The sequence below is a fragment of the Actinomadura sp. BRA 177 genome (assembly GCF_013372625.1).
In the GTDB taxonomy this organism is placed as follows: Bacteria; Actinomycetota; Actinomycetes; order Streptosporangiales; family Streptosporangiaceae; genus Spirillospora.
The window spans coordinates 1-17,996 of record NZ_JABXFD010000264.1; the positions used below are offsets into that span (position 1 = coordinate 1).

General features: G+C 71.4%; 21 protein-coding genes. 7 read left to right on the forward strand and 14 right to left on the reverse strand.

Annotated features, from left to right (window positions below; translation table 11 throughout):
• The 6 genes from HUX53_RS11060 to HUX53_RS11085 all read left to right on the forward strand — a co-directional run.
• Positions 1 to 995: molybdopterin-dependent oxidoreductase (locus tag HUX53_RS11060; RefSeq protein WP_176403073.1), on the forward strand; the 995-nt coding region annotated here is incomplete at its 5' end.
• 48 nt (positions 996 to 1,043) lie between these two features.
• Positions 1,044 to 1,676, forward strand: a complete 633-nt coding sequence (locus HUX53_RS11065) for a fasciclin domain-containing protein (protein ID WP_176403074.1) — start codon at positions 1,044 to 1,046, stop codon at positions 1,674 to 1,676.
• A 145-nt stretch (positions 1,677 to 1,821) separates the two neighbouring features.
• Positions 1,822 to 2,256 carry a helix-turn-helix transcriptional regulator gene (locus HUX53_RS11070; protein ID WP_176403075.1) on the forward strand — a complete coding sequence of 145 codons (435 nt, stop codon included), beginning with the start codon at positions 1,822 to 1,824 and terminating at the stop codon, positions 2,254 to 2,256.
• Complete coding sequence (locus HUX53_RS11075) at positions 2,169 to 2,735, forward strand: SIS domain-containing protein (protein WP_176403076.1); 567 nt, start codon at positions 2,169 to 2,171, stop codon at positions 2,733 to 2,735. Before HUX53_RS11070 ends, HUX53_RS11075 begins: the two co-directional genes overlap by 88 nt.
• Positions 2,732 to 2,944: a HypC/HybG/HupF family hydrogenase formation chaperone gene (locus HUX53_RS11080; protein WP_176403077.1), complete on the forward strand. Its 213-nt coding sequence runs from the start codon at positions 2,732 to 2,734 to the stop codon at positions 2,942 to 2,944. The genes HUX53_RS11075 and HUX53_RS11080 overlap by 4 nt, the downstream gene beginning before the upstream one ends.
• The gene (locus HUX53_RS11085) at positions 2,941 to 3,594 is read left to right on the forward strand and encodes an SIS domain-containing protein (RefSeq protein WP_176403078.1); all 654 of its coding nucleotides are present in this window, start codon (positions 2,941 to 2,943) and stop codon (positions 3,592 to 3,594) included. The genes HUX53_RS11080 and HUX53_RS11085 overlap by 4 nt, the downstream gene beginning before the upstream one ends.
• A 4-nt stretch (positions 3,595 to 3,598) precedes the next feature.
• On the opposite strand, the gene hypE is transcribed toward HUX53_RS11085, so the two are convergent.
• The 12 genes from hypE to HUX53_RS11145 are packed head-to-tail and all read right to left on the reverse strand — an operon-like array spanning position 3,599 to position 12,796.
• A complete protein-coding gene (gene hypE, locus HUX53_RS11090) occupies positions 3,599 to 4,684 on the reverse strand; it encodes a hydrogenase expression/formation protein HypE (protein WP_176403079.1) in 1,086 nt (361 codons plus the stop codon).
• Positions 4,681 to 5,808, reverse strand: coding sequence for a hydrogenase formation protein HypD (gene hypD, locus HUX53_RS11095; RefSeq protein ID WP_176403080.1), 1,128 nt, complete (start codon positions 5,806 to 5,808; stop codon positions 4,681 to 4,683). The genes hypE and hypD overlap by 4 nt, the downstream gene beginning before the upstream one ends.
• A 36-nt stretch (positions 5,809 to 5,844) precedes the next feature.
• Entirely contained in the window at positions 5,845 to 6,117 is a 273-nt protein-coding gene (locus HUX53_RS11100) for a HypC/HybG/HupF family hydrogenase formation chaperone (RefSeq protein WP_176403081.1), read from the reverse strand.
• Positions 6,118 to 6,138: 21 nt separating this feature from the next.
• Positions 6,139 to 6,279 (reverse strand): hypothetical protein, encoded by a 141-nt coding sequence (locus HUX53_RS11105; RefSeq protein ID WP_176403082.1) that lies wholly within the window; start codon positions 6,277 to 6,279, stop codon positions 6,139 to 6,141.
• A 34-nt stretch (positions 6,280 to 6,313) separates the two neighbouring features.
• The gene (locus HUX53_RS11110) at positions 6,314 to 6,523 is read right to left on the reverse strand and encodes a hypothetical protein (protein ID WP_176403083.1); all 210 of its coding nucleotides are present in this window, start codon (positions 6,521 to 6,523) and stop codon (positions 6,314 to 6,316) included.
• Positions 6,524 to 6,525: 2 nt separating this feature from the next.
• Positions 6,526 to 7,125 carry a DUF5947 family protein gene (locus HUX53_RS11115; protein WP_176403084.1) on the reverse strand — a complete coding sequence of 200 codons (600 nt, stop codon included), beginning with the start codon at positions 7,123 to 7,125 and terminating at the stop codon, positions 6,526 to 6,528.
• Positions 7,122 to 7,670 carry a NifU family protein gene (locus tag HUX53_RS11120; RefSeq protein WP_176403085.1) on the reverse strand — a complete coding sequence of 183 codons (549 nt, stop codon included), beginning with the start codon at positions 7,668 to 7,670 and terminating at the stop codon, positions 7,122 to 7,124. Before HUX53_RS11120 ends, HUX53_RS11115 begins: the two co-directional genes overlap by 4 nt.
• Positions 7,663 to 9,456 (reverse strand): nickel-dependent hydrogenase large subunit, encoded by a 1,794-nt coding sequence (locus HUX53_RS11125; RefSeq protein ID WP_176403086.1) that lies wholly within the window; start codon positions 9,454 to 9,456, stop codon positions 7,663 to 7,665. The genes HUX53_RS11120 and HUX53_RS11125 overlap by 8 nt, the downstream gene beginning before the upstream one ends.
• 47 nt (positions 9,457 to 9,503) lie before the next feature.
• Complete coding sequence (locus HUX53_RS11130) at positions 9,504 to 10,541, reverse strand: hydrogenase expression protein HypE (protein WP_176403087.1); 1,038 nt, start codon at positions 10,539 to 10,541, stop codon at positions 9,504 to 9,506.
• The gene (locus tag HUX53_RS11135; RefSeq protein ID WP_255205145.1) at positions 10,538 to 10,906 is read right to left on the reverse strand and encodes a hydrogenase maturation nickel metallochaperone HypA; all 369 of its coding nucleotides are present in this window, start codon (positions 10,904 to 10,906) and stop codon (positions 10,538 to 10,540) included. The genes HUX53_RS11130 and HUX53_RS11135 overlap by 4 nt, the downstream gene beginning before the upstream one ends.
• On the reverse strand, positions 10,899 to 11,489 hold the full coding sequence (locus tag HUX53_RS11140; protein WP_176403088.1) for a hydrogenase maturation protease: 591 nt from the start codon (positions 11,487 to 11,489) through the stop codon (positions 10,899 to 10,901). Before HUX53_RS11140 ends, HUX53_RS11135 begins: the two co-directional genes overlap by 8 nt.
• Complete coding sequence (locus HUX53_RS11145) at positions 11,486 to 12,796, reverse strand: hypothetical protein (protein ID WP_309237167.1); 1,311 nt, start codon at positions 12,794 to 12,796, stop codon at positions 11,486 to 11,488. Before HUX53_RS11145 ends, HUX53_RS11140 begins: the two co-directional genes overlap by 4 nt.
• A gap of 255 nt (positions 12,797 to 13,051) precedes the next feature.
• Between HUX53_RS11145 and HUX53_RS11150 the strand changes: the two genes are divergently transcribed.
• On the forward strand, positions 13,052 to 14,140 hold the full coding sequence (locus tag HUX53_RS11150; RefSeq protein WP_176403090.1) for a permease: 1,089 nt from the start codon (positions 13,052 to 13,054) through the stop codon (positions 14,138 to 14,140).
• On the opposite strand, the gene HUX53_RS11155 is transcribed toward HUX53_RS11150, so the two are convergent.
• Together HUX53_RS11155 and HUX53_RS11160 are read right to left on the reverse strand one after the other, a co-directional pair.
• Entirely contained in the window at positions 14,141 to 14,812 is a 672-nt protein-coding gene (locus tag HUX53_RS11155; protein ID WP_176403091.1) for a YoaK family protein, read from the reverse strand.
• Positions 14,809 to 17,976, reverse strand: coding sequence for an FAD-binding and (Fe-S)-binding domain-containing protein (locus HUX53_RS11160; protein ID WP_176403092.1), 3,168 nt, complete (start codon positions 17,974 to 17,976; stop codon positions 14,809 to 14,811). The genes HUX53_RS11155 and HUX53_RS11160 overlap by 4 nt, the downstream gene beginning before the upstream one ends.
• Positions 17,977 to 17,996 lie beyond the last annotated feature (20 nt).

Here is a 17,996-nt window from a genome sequence, read left to right on the forward strand (position 1 = left end):
GGCGGGTACTGCTGCGGCGCGACGACGTGTCCGCCGTCCGCGCCCGGCTGCGGCTGCCGGCCCCGGCCGGCCCGGCCTCGCCCGTTCCTGCGGGGGCACAGGTGAAGGTCCCGGGCATGCCGCCGTTCCGGACGCCCAACCGCGACTTCTACCGGGTGGACACGGCGCTCGTCCTGCCCCAGGTCGATCCCCGGGACTGGACGCTGCGCATCCATGGCATGGTCGCCCGGCCCGTCGAGCTGACCTTCGAGGACCTGCTGAACCTGGACCTGGTCGAGCGTCACATCACGCTGTCGTGCGTGTCCAACCAGGTCGGCGGGGACCTGGCCGGGAACGCCCGCTGGCTCGGCGCACCGCTCGGGCCGCTGCTGCGGCGGGCGGGGGTGCTGCCGGGCGCCGACCAGCTCCTGTCCCGCTCGTCCGACGGCATGACGCTCGGCACACCGCTGGAGACCGTGCTGGACGGACGCGACGCGCTGCTCGCCGTCGGCATGAACGGCGAGCCACTGCCGGTGGCGCACGGCTTCCCCGCCCGCCTGGTGGTGCCCGGCCTGTTCGGCTACGTCTCCGCGACCAAGTGGGTCACCGACCTCAAGGTGACCCGGTTCGCCACCGACCGGGCGTACTGGACGAAGCGCGGCTACGCGGAGCGGGCGCCGGTGAAGACGTTCTCCCGCATCGACGTGCCCAAGCCGTTCGCCCGCGTCAAGGCCGGGCCGGTCGCCGTCGCCGGGACGGCGTGGGCCCAGCACCGCGGCATCGACGCCGTCGAATGGCAGGTCGACGACGGGCCCTGGCGCCCCGCCGGAATGGCCCCGGTCCCCGGCATCGACACCTGGCGGCAGTGGGTCGCCGAGTGGGACGCCTTCCCCGGCTCGCACACGCTGCGCGTCCGCGCCACCGACGGGACCGGGACCACGCAGCCCGCAGCCCGGACTCCCCCGTTCCCGGACGGCGCCACCGGCTGGCATTCGGTGGTGGTCACCGTGACCTGACCCCGCACCCGCACCTCGACAGTTCACCCGATCACGAAGGAGTTCACCATGAAGCGCACCCGCATCGCCGCCGGCGTCCTGACCGCCGCCGCGCTCACCGCCGGGCTCACCGCCTGCTCCGGCAGCGACGACAATGCCGCCGGCGGGGCGTCGCCCAGTTCGGCCGCCGCACCGTCCAGCACGGCCGCCGCCGCACCGGCGGCGGACAAGCCGTTCGGGCCCGCCTGCTCGGCCGTCCCCGCCAGCGGCAAGGGCAGCTTCAGCGGCATGGCGGCCGACCCGGTCGCGACGGCCGCGTCCAACAACCCGGTGCTGTCCACGCTGGTCACCGCCGTCAAGAAGGCCGGCCTGGTCGACACGCTCAACTCGGCCAAGGACATCACGGTGTTCGCGCCGACCAACGACGCCTTCGCCAAGATCCCGAAGGACCAGCTCGACAAGGTGCTGGCCGACAAGGAGACGCTGACGAGCATCCTCACCTACCACGTCGTCGGCAAGCGGCTCGCGCCCGGCGACCTGTCGGACGGCGACTTCAAGACCCTGCAGGGCGCCATGCTGACGACGAGCGGCTCGGGCGAGTCGTTCAAGGTCGGCGAGGACGCCGGCGTGGTCTGCGGCAACGTGCAGACCGCCAACGCCACCGTCTACATCATCGACAGCGTCCTGATGCCGCCCAAGTGACCCGCGTGCCCATCGGCGGCGGAACCGGCGACGGCTCCGCCGCCGATGCCCGCGCCCCTTAAAGATCGCGTATAGCCGCGTTACTTCGGTCACGTTCCGGCTAGGCATATATCGCCGTGGAACCGAATGCGCGAGGGGGAGACCCGTGTGCGGGAGCGAGATCCGCAGCATGCTCCAGCCGTTCCTCCTGCTGCTCATCCACCAGCGGCCCGACCACGGCTACGACCTCATCGAGCGGCTCGCCGCGATGGGCGTGACGGGCGTCGAACCGGGCCACGCCTACCGGGTGCTGCGGGCCCTGGAACGCGAGCGGCTGCTCACGTCCAGCTGGGTGCCCTCGGACGCGGGGCCCGCGCGGCGCCGGTACGAGCTGACCGCCGAGGGCCTCGCCGACCTGCGGACCCGCATGGCGAGCCTCGCGCGGTTCGGCGGCGTCCTCGATTCCTTCCTGGCCCTGTGGAGCGAGGGGCCGGCCGATCGTGAGGAGCGGACATGGCAGCAGGAGCGGCCGGGATCGTCCAGGCCGCGTTCGACCGCCGGACGCGCCCGGGGCGCGCGCTGGGCGGGGACGCCGAGCTGATCGCGCTGGCGTGCCGCGACATGGCGGTGCGCTTCCATCGCGGCGGGAAGCTCCTCGTGTTCGGCAACGGCGGTGCGGCGACGGACGCCCAGCATGTCGCGGTCGAGTTCATGCATCCGGTCATCGTCGGGAAACGCGCGCTGCCCGCGATGTCACTGGCGGGAGACTTCGCCGAGCGGATGCGGCTTCTCTCGAAGCCGGACGACATCGCGCTCGGCATCTCGGCGGATGGGAACTGCGCGAACGTGCTTGAGGCGCTGCGCGAGGCGCGCGAGCGAGGGTTGGAGACCGTCGCGCTGCTGGGCGGGGACGGCGGTGAGATCGCCCGGAGCGGCGCGGCCCATCATGTGCTGGTCGCGCGGTCCGACGATCCCTGCGTGGTGAAGGAAGTGCACGTCACCGCCTATCACATCCTCTGGGAGCTGGTTCACGTGTTCTTCGACCAGCCCGGAACGCTCGAAGGGGAGGCCGTCGGATGACGGAGCCGTGCCACGACGAGGTCTGCATCACCTGCTCGGACGCCGGCGTCCAGGTGCGGGTGCTGGAGGTCAGGGACGGAGGTCTCGCCATCGTCGAGACCGAGAACGGACCGGAGGAGGTCAGCGTGGCGCTCGTCGACGCCGGGCCCGGAGAGGTCGTGCTGGTCCATGCCAAGGAGGCGATCGCGGTGGTGGAGGCACGGTCATGACGAGTGGCGTCGAGTCCCTGTATCCGTTCCTGTATGCGGACAAGAGCGACATCGAGTCCGTGCTCGCGGACGTCCGGGCGTCGACCGAGGAGAAGGCCGCCGAGATCGTCGCGCTGCGCGAGTCGCTCGCCGGGCCGCTGGCCGAACGGCTGGTGCGGTGCGCGCGGGAGATGGCCGCCCGGTTCGCGGACGGCGGCCGGCTGTTCTGCTTCGGCAACGGCGGCAGCAGCACCGACGCGCAGGAGGTCGCCGAGCTGCACGCGAGCCCTCCCCCGCCGGCCCGGCCGCTGCCGGCGCTGTCGCTGCCGCACGACGTCGCGTCCGTCACCGCGCTGTCCAACGACGTGGGGTTCGAGGTCGTGTTCGCCCGGCAGATCGCCGCGCTCGGGACGCGCAACGACATGGTGGTGGCGCTGTCCACCAGCGGCGGTTCGGAGAACCTGCTGCGCGCCCTCGACGAGGCGAACCGGCACGGCCTGCTGACCGTGGGGTTCGCGGGCTACGACGGCGGCCGGATGGCCGAGGCCGGCCGCGTCGACCACCTGTTCGTCGTGCCGTCCGCGTCCGTCCACCGGATCCAGGAGGCGCAGACGACCGTGTACCACGTGCTGTGGGAGCTGACGCAGACCGCGCTGCGCGGCGAACTGTAGGCGCTCAGCAGATCCGGGGCAGCGGGTCGCCGACGAGCATGTCGACGATCCGCGTCCCGCCGAACGTCGTCTTCAGCAGGACGAGACCGGGCGGTTCCTCGCGGACGTGCCCGACCAGTGCGGCGCCCTCACCGAGCGGGTGACCGCGCAGCGCCTCCAGGGCGGCGTCCGCTTGATCTCCGTCGACCACGGCGACGAACCGGCCCTCGCACGCCACGTACAGCGGGTCGATGCCGAGCAGCTCGCAGGCGCCGTTCACCATGGGACGCACCGGCACGGCCGCCTCGTCCAGCGCGATGCCGACCCGCGCCGCCTGCGCGATCTCGTTGAGGACGGTCGCCACCCCGCCGCGCGTCGCGTCCCGCATCACCCGCACCCCGCCGGGGACGGCGTCGAGCAGCGCCGCGATCGGCTCGTGCAGCGGCGCCGTGTCGGAGACCAGGTCGGCCTCGATGTCGAGTTCCCCGCGCGCCAGCATGATCGTGACCCCGTGCTCGCCGATCGGCCCGGAGACGAGCACGGCGTCGCCCGGCCGGACGGCCGCGGCGCCGAGCGTCACGTCCCGGTCGAGGACGCCGATGCCGGCGGTGTTCACGTAGCAGCCGTCGGCCTTGCCGCGTTCGACGACCTTCGTGTCCCCGGTGACGATGGTGACCCCGGCGCGGGACGCGGCGGCGGCCATCGACGCGACGACCCGCTGGAGGTCGGCGACCGGGAATCCCTCCTCCAGGACGAACCCGGCCGACAGGTACATCGGGCGGGCGCCGCAGACGGACAGGTCGTTGACCGTCCCGTTCACCGCCAGGTCGCCGATATCGCCGCCCGGGAAGAAGATCGGCGACACCACGTAGGAGTCGGTGGTGAAGACGGTCCGGCCGCCGTTCAGGGTGAGCGTGGCGCCGTCCTCCATCGCTTCCAGCTCCGGGTTGCGGAAAGCGTCCACGAAGACGGCGTCGATGAGGGTCTGGGACGCCTTGCCGCCCGCGCCGTGCGCGAGCGTCACGCGTTCCTCCTTCACCCTGGCCTTGCGCCGCCGCGCCCGCTCGATGCGCTCCAGCACCTGCTGCTCGGCGCTCACCGTCTCCGTCATGCCCGTGTCGCCTCCTGCACGCGCTCCCGCGTGAACCGGCCGTAGTTGTAGTAGGCCGCGCACGCGCCCTCGGACGAGACCATGCACGTGCCGATCGGCGTCTCCGGGGTGCAGGCCGTGCCGAACACCTTGCACTCCCACGGCTTGATGACGCCCTTGAGCACCTCGCCGCACTGGCACGCCTTCGGGTCGGCGACCCGGACGCCCGGCATGTCGAAGACGCGCTCGGCGTCGTGGACGGCGTACTCCGCGCGGACCCGCAGCGCCGAATGGGAGATGAATCCGAGGCCGCGCCACTCGAAGTGCGGCCGCAGCTCCATCACCTGGTTGATCGCCTGCAGCGCCTTGGCGTTCCCGTCCCACGGCACGATCCGCGTGTACTGGTTCTCGACCTCGCTGCGGCCTTCGTCGAGCTGCCGCAGCAGCATGTACACCGACTGCAGGATGTCGAGGGGCTCGAAGCCCGCGCAGACCAGCGGCTTGCCGTAGCCGTCCGAGATGAACGAGTACGGGCGGCAGCCGATGACCGTGGACACGTGGCCGGGGCCGAGGAAGCCGTCGAGCCGCAGGTCGGGCGAGTCCAGGATCGCCTTGATGCCCGGCAGGATCGTCACGTGGTTGCAGAAGATCGAGAAGTTCTCGATGCCCTCGGCCGCCGCGCGCAGCACGGTCATCGCCGTGGACGGCGCCGTCGTCTCGAACCCGATCGCCATGAAGACGACCCGTTTGCCCGGGTTCTGCCTGGCGATCTTCAGGGCGTCCAGCGGCGAGTACACCATCCGGATGTCGGCGCCGGCCGCCTTCGCGTCGAAGAACGAGCCCTTGCCGCCGGGCACGCGCATCATGTCGCCGAACGACGTCAGGATGACGTCCGGCTGGGACGCGATGTGGATCGCGTCGTCCACCCGTCCCATCGGGATCACGCAGACCGGGCAGCCGGGGCCGTGGACGAGCGAGATGCTCTCCGGCAGGTAGTCCTCAAGGCCGTGCTTGTAGATGGTGTGGGTGTGGCCGCCGCACACCTCCATGAACTTGTAGTGGCGCCCAGGCTCGCACAGCGCGGTGATCTGCGCCGACAGCGCCTGGGCCTGGTCCGCGTCGCGGTACTCGTCGACGAACCGCATGCCTGCCCTCCCCGGTGGTGTTGATGTTGTCGTCTTTCAGGTGATGTCGGATTCGGCGAGCGCGTCCAGCTCGTCGGTGTAGGCCTGGCCGAGGCCGCGCAGCAGGTCGAGAGTGGCCGCCGCCTCCGCCTCGTCGATCTTCGACATGGCGAACCCGACGTGCACCAGGACCCAGTCGCCGGGGGCCAGCGCGTCGCGGCCGAGCAGGCCGATGTTCACCGCCCGGCGGACGCCGGCGACCTCGACCTTCGCGAGGTCGCCGCGCTCGGCCGACAGCTCGACGATCTCACCCGGGATGCCGAGGCACATCCGCCGTACCGTCCTTCCCGCTCACATGCGCTCGATCTTGTAGTACCGGACCATCGCCGGGAACTCCTTCCAGAGCAGCGCCAGCGTCCCGATGGCGGCCATCGAGCCGAGCGCCATCCACAGGCCCCGCCGCTGCTTCTCGACCTTCACTTCTCTCTTCACGTGCTCCCCCTCTTCTCGGTGTGCCGCGCCGGCGTCAGCCGGGCGGCAGGTTCGGCATGATCGGCAGGATCGGGTTCCGCTTCCTCGGGCGGATCCCGGTCGACCGCCGCGCGTCGGCGGTGCCGTCCTTGTGATGTCCGGCCTCGTGCCTGTAGGCGCCCGTCCGGTTGCCCTGGTGGACGCCCTTGACGTGCGAGGGCGTGTCGGGCTTCACGTCGGGTTTCCCTACGCGGATCTCGGCCATGCTCATCCCTCCTGGCTCTGCTCGGCGAGGCGGCCGAAGAACGCCTCGATCTCGGTCCAGACGCGGTCTCCCCCGGCCAGGCCCGTCCACGCTTCGCGGATCAGGCCGACCAGCCGGTAGCAGTCGTCGATCGGCACCAGCCACTGCTCGTCGGCGCCCTTGACGGTGCTGACCAGGAGCGCCTCCGATCCGGGACGCAGCGACGCCAGCTCCGGGCAGCCCGACGTGGCGGCCGTCCAGGTCTCGGGGTCCACGGTCCAGGCGGTCGCGCCGGCCGGGCTCGGGTAGCGGGCCGCCACGGTGCCGTCCGGCTCCACGACGAAGAACGCGAGCCCGACCGGGACGCCGAGGTCGGCGGTCCGGACGCCGGCGAGCCTGATCCGGCGGTCGGGCACGAGCCGGTAGTGGCCCTGCCCCGCCCCGTCCTTCTCGAACAGCAGGGCGCAGGCGCGGCAGGCGCACAGCGGCTCCCCGCTGTCCTCGTCCAGGACGTGGGCGTGGTCGTCGCCGACCGGGGCCGCGCACAGCCCGCAGACGTCGGCGGCCTCCGGTCCCCCGGCGGACACCCGCTTCACCAGGCGCTCGAAGGCTCCCGCGGTCATGGCGTCCCGTCCCCCGCCGGGACGGGCCGGTGCATGAGCGCGTCCACCGGGACGAAGGCGGCGGGCTTGGCCGCCGGCGCCTCGATGAACTCGACCTCCGCCGTGTCCGGGGCCGCGGCGAGCACGGCCTCCCGGACGGTCTCCTTCGCCTTCGCGGCACCGCAGCCGCCGCCGGCCAGCCGGACCCGCACGGTCGTCCCGTCCATGCCCGCCGACTCGGCGTCGGCGGCGCCCTGCCGCCGCAGGGCGTCGAGGGTCCGGACGATCCGCTGCTCGGCGGTCTCCGGGTGGATGTCGTGCAAGATCAGCAGATGCCCGAGGAGCTCGTCGTCCATGACCTCCTCGACGAGCCGCCGCTGCCCCGAGACGCGGTCCATGACGCGCGCCAGCGCCTCCCCGTACACCTCGGTCAGCAGGGACACCGCGGCCATCGCCGTCTCGGCGGTCGCGCCGGGCGTCCGCTCCAGCGTGCCGAGCGTCGCGTCGAGCCCGCCCAGCCGGTCGGCGACCGCCGCGGCGTCGAGCCGGCGCGGGACGTCAGCCATGCGTCGCCCCGAACATCGGCGAGTGCAGCTTCTTCAGCTCGCGGCCCTTGCCGAGGTACATGTGCACGCCGCACGGCAGGCACGGGTCGAAGCTGCGCACGGCGCGCATGATGTCGACGCCCCGGAAGTCGTCCGGCCCGTTCTCCTCGAAGATCGGCATGTCCTGGACGGCGTCCTCGTACGGGCCGGGCGTGCCGTACCTGTCGCGCGGGCTCGCGTTCCACGGCGTCGGCGGGTACGGGTGGTAGTTCGCGATCTTCTTGTCCTTGATGACGAGGTGGTGGGACAGCACGCCGCGCACCGCCTCGTGGAAGCCGCACCCGATGCCCTCGTCCGGCACCTCGAAGTCCTCGAAGACCTTCGTGTCGCCGCCGCGGACCCGGTCCATGGCCCGCTCCAGGAAGTACACCGCCATCGCCGCCGAGTAGGCGACGAAGTACGCCCGCGCCCGGTTGCGCTCGAGGGCGTTCGACCAGTCCGGGATCCGCCATTCGAGCGTCATCTCCGGCAGGCTCTGCCCCTTCGGCAGCGAGATCTGCACGCTGGACCCGGTCGACTTCACGTACGGGGTGTCGACCATGTTCGCCAGCGCCGTCGTGTACAGCCGCGCGAACGCGCCGCCGCCGGTGTCGAGCGCCAGGTGCTCCCGCGTGTCCGGGTTGAACCAGCGGGGGCTCATCACCCAGCTATACTTGTCGTCGAAGTCGCGCTTCTGCGGGACGGGCAGCGTCGTCTGGTTCCACGGGTGCCGCATGTCGATCGGGTTGCCGAGCGGGTCATGGGTGACGAACGGCTCCTCGTTCACCCAGTCGTCGTAGTAGGAGCTGCCCAGCAGGATGCGCATGCCGACGTTGATGTCGACCAGGTTCGTGGTGAGCAGCTTGCCGTCCACGACGATGCCGGGGGTGACGTACATGGCCTTGCCCCAGCGGTCCATGTTCTCGTACTTGTAGTCGACGACGTCGGGGTCCTGGAACGACCCCCAGCAGCCGAGCAGGATGCGGCGCCGGCCGACCTCCTCGTATCCGGGCAGCGCCTCGTAGAAGAAGTCGAAGACGTCGTCGTTCATCGCGACGGCCTTCTTGACGAAGTCGACGATGTGCATCAGCCGGGACAGGTAGTCGGTGAACACCGTGGGGTTCGGCATCGTCCCCACACCGCCCGGATAGACGGTGGACGGGTGCACGTGCCTGCCCTCCATCAGGCAGAACATCTCCCGCGTGGTGCGGCTGATCTGCAGCGCCTCTTTGTAGACCTCGCCCTCGAACGGGTTGAACGCCTCCATGATGTCGGCGATCGTCCGGTAGCCGTGGATGCCGGCGTTCGGTGCCTCGGTGTTCCTTGCCCGCTTCAGGACGCTCGGGTTCGTGTCCTTCACCATCGCCTCGCAGAAGTCCACGAAGACGAGGTTGTCCTGGAAGATCGTGTGGTCGAACATGTACTCGGCGGCCTCGCCGAGGTTGATGATCCACTCGGCCAGCGGCGGGTTCTTGATGCCGTAGGCCATGTTCTGCGCGTACACCGAGCACGTGGTGTGGTTGTCGCCGCAGATGCCGCAGATGCGGCTGGTGATGAACCCGGCGTCGCGCGGGTCCTTGCCCTTCATGAACACCGAGTAGCCGCGGAACAGCGACGACGTGCTGTGGCACTCGGCGACCTTCCGGTTGGCGAAGTCGATCTTGGTGTAGATGCCGAGGTTGCCGATGATGCGGGTGATCGGGTCCCACGACATCTCCACGAGCTGCCCCGGCTTCGTGCCGGCGGGCATCTGCTCGGTCGTTGCCATTCGCGTCGTCCTCTCCGAGTGGTGGTGTGCGCGCGGCGCGAGTCCCGCTACGGCCGCCAGCGCGGGTTGTAGCCGCTGGTCAGCAGCTCACGGTCGTGGCGCCACTTCGGCTCCTCGTTCACGGTGTGGTTGGTGATCCCGCGCATCCGGCGGATGAACGCCCCGTACGGCTTGATCATCATCGAGGAGAGGCTGCCGCCGGGCGGGGCGTCCATGAACGGCATGAACTTGTCCGGGAAGCCCGGCATCGTGCAGCCGATGCAGACGCCGCCCACGTTCGGGCAGCCGCCGACGCCGTTCATCCAGCCGCGCTTCGGCACGTTGCAGTTGACGACCGGGCCCCAGCAGCCGACCTTCACCTGGCACTTCGGCGAGTTGTAGTCCATGGCGAAGTCGGCCTGCTCGTAGTAGGCGGCGCGGTCGCAGCCCTCGTGCACCGTCTTGCCGAACATCCACTGCGGGCGCAGCTTGTCGTCCAGCGGCGGCGGGGGCGCGGATCCGGCGGCGTGGTAGAGCACCCAGGTGAGGGTCTCCATGAAGTTCTCGGGCTGCACCGGGCAGCCGGGGATGTTCACGATCGGCAGCGCGCCCGCCGACGTGAAGTCCCAGCCGAGGTAGTCGGCGAGGCCCATGCAGCCGGTCGGGTTGCCCGCCATCGCGTGGATGCCGCCGTAGGTGGCGCACGTGCCGGCCGCGACGACCGCCCACGCCTTCGGCGCCAGCCGGTCGATCCACCAGTTCAGCGTCAGCGGCTCGCCGGTGTCCGGGTCGTTGCCGAACGACGACCAGTAGCCGTCCCCGTTGATCTTCTCGTTGGGGACCGAGCCCTCCAGCACGAAGATGAACGGCTCCAGCTCCCCGGCCGCCGCCGCGCGGAACGGGGCGAGGTACTCCTCGCCGCCGAGCGTCGGCGACAGCACCTTGTTGTACAGGTGCACCTTCGGCAGGCCCGGGATGAGGCCGTTGACGACGTCCTCGATCGCGGGCTGGCTCGACGCCGTCACCGACACGGTGTCGCCGTCGCAGCTCATGCCCTCGGAGATCCACAGGATGTGGATCTCATCGAAACCCTTCCCCTCGCTCATCGCGTTACCTCCTCGTGGGCCGTATCCGGGTCGTCGACGGTGATCGACTCCAGGACGACGTCCTCGTGGCCGGTGCTTTCGACGTCGACGGCGCCGCAGGCCGGGCACGCGGCGAGGACCATCGCCGAGTTCACCGGCGTCTCCGCGCCGCAACGGGCGCAGCGCACCGACAGCGGGTCCAGCACCAGGTCGATGTCGGCGCCCTCGACGAGGGTGCCGAGCGCGGCCACCTGGACGCCCTGCTCGATCACCGCGGGGTCGACCGGGTGGCCGCCGACGCGGACCCTGATGCCCCGGACCGGACGGCCGTCCGCCCGCCGGAGGGCCGCCTCGACGATGCCCTCGCACATTCCCAGCTCATGCATGCGTGCTCTCCACGTCGGTGGTCGCTGAATGGGTGGTCGCTGAATGGGTGGTCGCTGAATGGGTGGTCGCTGAATGGGTGGTCGCCTCGTCCCGCGCCAGGTCCGTCACCAGGGCGACCGCCTCGTCCAGCGCGGCGCGCACCCGCTCGGACAGCTCCATGCGCTCGTCGATGACGGCGGGCCGGCAGCCCACCACGAGGACGCGGCCGATCTCGCCGCCGAGCTGCCGCAGCAGCCGGAGCACGGCCATGGGGTGCATGCCGTGGCCGTCCACGGCGGGCGGGGTGAGGGGGTCGGACGGGTCCAGGCCGGCGACGATGTCGTCCACGGCCGCCGCGTCCACCTCGATGACGGCGAGCGTGCCGGGCTCCCCCTCGACCGGCACCGCGTCCACCATGATGAGGACGCCGTACCTTCCGTCCAGCAGCTCGTAGGCCAGGTGGACGCCGCGGATGCCGTAGTCGGCGACGTCCACGTTGTCCGGGAGTTCGGCGGTCGCCATGCGCCGGGCCACCTCGACGCCGAAACCGTCGTCGCCGAGGAAGATGTTGCCGATGCCGGCCACCAGGACCCGGGGGCTCATAGGGGCTCGACCTCGTCGGGCGCGAAGTAGCGGAAGCGGCCGTACCACTGGTTCAGCTCGGCGGCCGGATCGTCCTCGACGGTGACGGCCAGGTGCATGGCGTCGTCCACGTCGGTCAGGACGGCGTCGACGAGGGCGGTCCGGCCGTCCAGGAACCTGTCCTGCGGATCGGTGCCGCGCGTCCGGGGCCGCAGCCGGACCCGGCTTCCCTTGGCGACCTCCACGCCCGCCACCACGACGGTGTCGGGCGACGCGCCGGTCACCGGTCCCAGGGAGCGGATCGCGCCGTGCAGGCGGGAGAACACCTCCCGCGGCATCGACTCGGTACGGTCGAGGATCGCGGCGGCGCGCGCGTCGGTGCCGCGCGCCTCCCGCTTCTCGGCCTCGGTCAGCGTCAGCGTGCGCAGCGACAGGATCTCGTCGATCTCCGCCGCGTCGTGCAGGTCGCCGGGGCTCTCCGGCGCGACGCGCGGGTGGTCGTACAGCAGGATCGGCGACGCCAGCACCAGCCGGCGTTCGCCCTCCGCCCCGGCCAGGACGGGGAACACGTGCACGTTCACGCACTCCTTGACCGCCCGCCGCGCCCAGCCGGGCGGGTCGAGCAGCGAGACGAAGGCGCCGTCGTCCGTCCGCAGCAGCACGTGGCAGGCGAGCAGCGATGCGCGCAGCGCCTCCTCGCGGGACGCGGTGACCGGCGTGCCGGTGTCGACGTTGTCGACCCGCACCCGGATCCGGTCGAGCGGGTGCTCGGTCCCGCACCGCGCCGCCGACACCGTGACGGACGCCGTCAGCGGCCGGCGAAGCCGGACCACGCGGCCGAGGGTGTCGCCCTCGTCGTCCAGGACCGGCTCGGTCTCCTCGCCACCGGGAGCCTGGACGGTGAACTTCTGCTCGCCGTCCAGGACGTCCGCGAGGCGGAACTGGAAGTCGAATTCCTGCGGCACGGCCTCATCGAAGCCGTATTCCGTGCGCTCGCCGGCGTCCAGCGAATCGACCGCCTCATGGCCGCCGCCGGGTACTCGCTTCTCCACCGCCTTCTGCTGCAACTGGAGAAAGCGCACCTGAAAATGGACGGTGGCGTCGCCGGGCGCCTCGATGAGGCATTCGGTCCGCTGCCACGGCGCCTCGGCGGAGCCCGCCACACCGGTGTCGTCCAGCCCGTTCGCCGCCGCCCACGCGGGCGGGACCAGCACGCCGAACTGCCAGCGCACGCGGTTCTTCCCGGACGAGCGCCGGTACGGATACAGCAGGTAGCCCTCGTAGAGCACCGCGTCGGCGACTGCCTGCGCGCCCTCGAAGCCTGTCACGTGGTCCCACCTCCCCCGCGGCATGCGAAATGTGCTCAGCCTTTTCGCCGCACAAATCCGATGCGCGGAGTCGGCGGTTCCCTGTTTAGCAATCGGCGACGGCCCGGGTAAGTGCACCCGGCCAGTACGTGATCGAGGCACTCAGCGCCGAAAGTCGTTCGGGTGACCACCGGGTTCCGTCCCCTGGACCGCCGCGATACCGAGCGCTGACCAAGTGGCGGGTTTGAACCGACCGTAATTTGCAAGCACTCATACGTGGCTCAAGAATTCGATGCGCAGGTTCAAGTTCCGTCCCCGCTCGTACCGTCGCGGCGGGCGATCACCATCGCCGCGGTGGTCTTCGCGGTGCTGACCGCCGCCGGGATGACGTGGGCGAAGTGGTGGCCCTACGCGCACAAGACCGCCCACGTGCTGAGCACGCACGCGCTCGGCGGCACGTCCACCCTCACCGGTGACGCGCAGGCGCCGCCGGCGCCGTCCTGGCACGCCGCCTGGACGTTCGCCGCGAGCTACTTCCAGTCGGTGTGGCCCGCGCTCGCCGCCGCGCTCGTCATCGCCGCCGCCGCCGAGGCGCTGCTGCCGCGCCGCTGGCTCGCCCGCACACTGGCGCGGGGGCCGCGCCGGCTGGGCGGCTCCACGGCCGGCGGACTGCTGGCGCTGCCGTCGATGATGTGCACCTGCTGCACGTCCCCGCTGGCGGTCATGATGCGCCGCCGGGGCGTGCCGCCCGCTTCCGCGCTCGCCTACTGGATCGGGAACCCGACCCTCAACCCGGCCGTGCTCGTCTTCCTGGCCGTGGTGCTGCCCTGGCAGTGGGTCGGCGTCCGGCTGATCGGGGGCGTGCTGCTGGTGTTCCTGGTCACCGCGCTGGTCGCGCGCCTGGACCGGGGCACCGTGGAGCCGTCCTGGACGAAGGACGCGGCGGACGAGCCGATGACACCGAGCGCGATGACGCGCCGCTTCGGGAGGGCGCTCGGCCGCCTGTCGATCACTCTCGTCCCGGAGTACTGCGTGGTGGTGCTGCTGATCGGCGGCCTGCGCGGCTGGCTGTTCCCGGCCGGCGACCAGCTTGCGGCGTGGGGCGTGCTCGGCGTCGTGCTGTTCGCCGTCGCGGGCGCGCTGTTCGTGATCCCGACCGCCGGGGAGATCCCGATCATCCTCGGGTTGCTCGCGGCCGGGCTCGGCACCGGCCCGGTCGGCGCGCTGCTGATCACGCTGCCCGCGCTCAGCCTGCCGTCGCTGGTCATGGTCGGACGGTCCTTCTCCGTCCGCACGCTCACGGCGCTGTTCGGCGCGGTCGTGGCCCTCGGCATCGCGTCCGGCACGGTCCTCGCCGCGTTCTGATCAGCTCTCCTGCTCGGGGGGCTGCGCGAAGGCCGCCGCCGTCAGGACCGCGAGGATGCCGAGCGGGACGACGGCGGCGGTGCCGCCCCAGTAGCGGAACGCGAAACCGCCCGCCAGGGCGCCGGCCAGGAAGAAGACCAGGACCAGGGCCTGCAGCAGGTGGCTCGGGTTGGTCTGCTGCGGCAGCGGCCTGCCGCGGAGCCGGCCCGTGTAGTCGACGACCAGCGAGGTGATGGTGCCCGTGATGAAGACCGTCGTCACCCCGGGCACGCCCAGCCGGGTCACCGCGCCGCTCTGCAGGCCCATCGCGAGCCCGGCGAGCGCGATGTAGCCGTAGCGCGGCAGCCCGTGCGCGGGCTCGTCCATGGCCTGCCACCAGCCGAACCAGGCGGCCAGCGGGACCAGCTCGGCCGCCAGGCAGGACGCGAGCAACCGCCGCCGGCCGACGAACACCTGGCTCGTGACGGCGCCGAGGACGAACCCGCCGAGCGCGCAGACCGAGCGGAGGATCGCGCCGGTCTTCCCGGTCGCGATGCCGATGCCGAGCAGCGCGGTGTTCCCCGTCATGTTCGCGGTGAACACGTGCCCGAGGCCGAGGTAGCTGATCGCGTCGGTGGAGGCGGCGACCAGCGCGAGGCCGGGCAGCAGCACCGCGCGCCTGGCGATCGTCACGGGCGCCTCGTCATCGGCCTCCGCAAGGCCACCCCGACGCCCGCCGCCGCACCCACTGCGACGACGGCGCCGACGCGGGCGGCGCGGCGGGAGAACGGCGGCGCGGGCTTGCGCGTGCGCCGCGCCTGTTCCGGCTTACCGCCGATCGGGCCGTCGCTCTCGCGGGCGAGCCGCATGAGCTGCGCGATGTGCAGGGCGCGCCGTCCCGTCTTGGCGTCCTCGATCTGGGTCTTGCAGGAGAAGCCGTTGGCGACGATGGCCGTGCCCTCGCCGGCGTCCCGGACGGCGGGCAGCAGCGCCTGCTCCCCGCAGTCCATCGAGATGTCGTACTTGCCGTTCTCGAACCCCCAGGAGCCGGCGAGCCCGCAGCAGCCGCCCTTGAGGCTCTCGGTCTCCAGCCCCATCTGTTCGAGGACCTTCTGCTCCGGGTCGATGCCGCCGGTGGCGCGGTGGTGGCAGTGCCCCCACAGCAGCGCCTTGCCGCCGCCGGGCAGTTCCGGCGGGCGGACGTCGTAGGTCTGGAAGAACTCGGCGAAGTGGTGCGAGTTCGCCGCGAGCCGGGAGGCGTCGTCGTCATGGGGCAGGAGCTTGGTCAGCTCGTCCTTGAAGACGGCGAGGCAGCTCGGCTCCATGCCGACGACCGGCGTCCCGGCCCGGACGTACGGGCGCAGCACGTCCAGCACGTTGTGCAGGTAGCGCTCGGCCATGTCGAGGAAGCCGTAGTCGTACAGCGGCCGGCCGCAGCACACGTGCGTCTCCGGCATGACCACCTTCCAGCCGGCGTCCTCGATCGCCTCGACGCACGCCACGCCGACGTCGGTGTGGAAGTGGTTGTTGAAGGTGTCGGGGAACAGCACGACCGGCCGCCCGTGCGGGTTCGCCGTCCCGCCGCGCTCGCGGAACCACTGCTGGAGCGTCATCGGCGCGAAGCTCGGCAGCGGGCGCCTGCGGTCGATGCCCGCGACGAGCTTCGCCAGCCGGGCGAGGCCGGGCGTGTGGGTCGCGAAGTTCGCGATCTCCGGCATCCGGGACGCGAGCCGCGCCGCCTGGTCGATGAACCCGAACGCGTACGCGTACCGGGGGCGCCACCGCCGCGCCGACTTGTAGTGGTGGTACAGGAACTCGGACTTGTACGTCGGAATGTCGACGTTGACCGGGCAGTCGTTCGTGCAGCCCTTGCAGGCCAGGCAGAGGTCGAGCGACTCGGCGACCTCCTTGGACTGCCAGCCGTCGGTGATGACCTCGCCCTGCAGCATCTCGAACAGCAGCCGGGCCCGTCCGCGCGTGGTGTGCTTCTCCTCGCGGGTCACCTGGTAGCTCGGGCACATGGTGTTGGACGCCTGCGGGACGCGGCACTCCCCGACCCCGATGCAGCGCAGCGCGGCGTGCGCGAAGTCGCCGCCGTCCTGCTTGTAGGCGAACTTCACCTCCGGGCGCGGCGGGTTGTAGCCGGTGCCGAGCCACAGGTCCTCGTCCATCCGGTAGGCGTCGATGACCTTGCCGGGGTTCATCTTGCCCTCGGGGTCCCAGATCCGCTTGAACTCGCGCATCGCCCGGATCAGCTCCGGCCCGTACTGGCGTTCGAGCAGCTCGCCGCGCTGCTGCCCGTCCCCGTGCTCGCCGGACACCGACCCGCCGTAGGAGGTGACGAGGTCGGCGGCGTCCTCCATGAAGGCCCGGTAGGTGGCGATGCCCTCGGCGCTGCGCAGGTCGAAGCTCATCCGGGAGTGGATGCAGCCCTGCGCGAAGTGCCCGTACATGGCGCCCTCGATGCCGTGCTTGGCCATCACGCGGCGCAACGCGCGGACGTACGGTCCCGTCTTGGACGGCGGGACGGCCGAGTCCTCCCAGCCGGGCCAGTGGTCCTTGCCCGGCGGGAAGGCGGTCGAGGCGAGCCCGGCCTCGCGGACCTTCCACAGGTCCGCGCTGGCACCGCCCTCCTGCCTGCTCTTGGCCGTGATGATCCGCTGGGGGTCGTAGCCCTTCTCGTCGACGAGCCAGTCGACCAGGCGCCGGGCCTGGGCGACCGAGTCCTCCTTGGTGTCCGCGCCGAGCTGGACGAGCAGCCACGCGCCGCCGTCCTGGAGGGGCAGTTCCTCGATGTCGGCGATGTTCTTGCCCTGCTGGCGCTGGTCCTCGATGAGCTGGTCGTCGAGGGCCTCCAGCCCGATCGGCCGGAACTTCTCGATGATCTCGCCGGTGTGCTCGGCGGCGTCGGCGATGTCCTTGTACTCGACGACGACGAGCGTCCGCTGCAACAGCGCGGGAGTGAGGAGGAGCACCGCCTGCAGCGCGGTCGCGCACGTGCTCTCGGTGCCGCACAGGGCGCGGGCGACGTTGAAGCCGTTCTCCGGCAGCAGCTCGTCCAGGTTGAAGCCGGACACGCGGCGCGGCATCTCCGCCACCGACGGGAAGCCGGCGCGGATGGCGTCGGCGTACCGGTTCCGCAGGTCGCGCAGCGCCGCGTAGATCTCGCCCTTGCGCCCGCCCGCCGCGATGATGTCGTCGAGGTCCTTCTCCTCGTCCACCCCGACCCAGAACCGGTCGCCGCCGTAGGTGACGACCTCAAGGGCGTGGACGTTGTCGGACGTGCGCGGCCCCGGCCCGTACAGCTGCGCCTGGACGGAGTGGATGCCGCACGAGTTGTTGCCGATGTTGCCGCCGATCACGCACCGGGAGTGCGTGGACGGGTCCGGCCCGAACACCAGGTTCTTCTTGCCGGTGTGCCGGTTGAGCTCCTCGTTGATGACGCCGGGCTCGCACGTGACCCGCCGGTTCTTCTCGTCGAACTCGCCGATCCGCGTCAGGTACTTGGAGTGGTCGATGACGACCGCGTAGTTGACGGTCTCGCCGGACAGGCTCGTCCCGCCGCCCCGGTTCAGCACCGGAGCGCCGTACTGCTTGCAGATCCGGTGGACGGCCACGACGTCGTCCAGCGTCTTCGGGATCACCACGCCGATCGGCACCTGCCGGAAGTTCGACGCGTCGCTGGCGTACATGGCCTTCGTCCCGCCGTCGAAGCGGACCTCCCCCTCGACGGCCTTCTCCAGCGCGCGGGCCAGCTTGCGGACCTCGACCACCTGCCGCCCACGCGGCGGCCCGGGAATCGAGGGAGAGGTCTTCGCCGGCACCTGCCGCGTCTCGGCCACATGCGTCTTCGCCATGTACGTCGTCTCCGATCGTC

Bases quoted from the DNA above. Each gene is read 5' to 3' on its own strand.
- HUX53_RS11065 (WP_176403074.1), top strand. From the start codon at position 1,044: ATGAAGCGCACCCGCATCGCCGCCGGCGTCCTGACCGCCGCCGCGCTC.
- HUX53_RS11075 (WP_176403076.1), top strand. From the start codon at position 2,169: ATGGCAGCAGGAGCGGCCGGGATCGTCCAGGCCGCGTTCGACCGCCGG.
- HUX53_RS11080 (WP_176403077.1), top strand. From the start codon at position 2,732: ATGACGGAGCCGTGCCACGACGAGGTCTGCATCACCTGCTCGGACGCC.
- HUX53_RS11085 (WP_176403078.1), top strand. From the start codon at position 2,941: ATGACGAGTGGCGTCGAGTCCCTGTATCCGTTCCTGTATGCGGACAAG.
- hypE (WP_176403079.1), bottom strand. From the start codon at position 4,684: ATGACGGAGACGGTGAGCGCCGAGCAGCAGGTGCTGGAGCGCATCGAG.
- hypD (WP_176403080.1), bottom strand. From the start codon at position 5,808: ATGCGGTTCGTCGACGAGTACCGCGACGCGGACCAGGCCCAGGCGCTG.
- HUX53_RS11100 (WP_176403081.1), bottom strand. From the start codon at position 6,117: ATGTGCCTCGGCATCCCGGGTGAGATCGTCGAGCTGTCGGCCGAGCGC.
- HUX53_RS11110 (WP_176403083.1), bottom strand. From the start codon at position 6,523: ATGGCCGAGATCCGCGTAGGGAAACCCGACGTGAAGCCCGACACGCCC.
- HUX53_RS11115 (WP_176403084.1), bottom strand. From the start codon at position 7,125: ATGACCGCGGGAGCCTTCGAGCGCCTGGTGAAGCGGGTGTCCGCCGGG.
- HUX53_RS11120 (WP_176403085.1), bottom strand. From the start codon at position 7,670: ATGGCTGACGTCCCGCGCCGGCTCGACGCCGCGGCGGTCGCCGACCGG.
- HUX53_RS11125 (WP_176403086.1), bottom strand. From the start codon at position 9,456: ATGGCAACGACCGAGCAGATGCCCGCCGGCACGAAGCCGGGGCAGCTC.
- HUX53_RS11130 (WP_176403087.1), bottom strand. From the start codon at position 10,541: ATGAGCGAGGGGAAGGGTTTCGATGAGATCCACATCCTGTGGATCTCC.
- HUX53_RS11135 (WP_255205145.1), bottom strand. From the start codon at position 10,906: ATGCATGAGCTGGGAATGTGCGAGGGCATCGTCGAGGCGGCCCTCCGG.
- HUX53_RS11140 (WP_176403088.1), bottom strand. From the start codon at position 11,489: ATGAGCCCCCGGGTCCTGGTGGCCGGCATCGGCAACATCTTCCTCGGC.
- HUX53_RS11160 (WP_176403092.1), bottom strand. From the start codon at position 17,976: ATGGCGAAGACGCATGTGGCCGAGACGCGGCAGGTGCCGGCGAAGACC.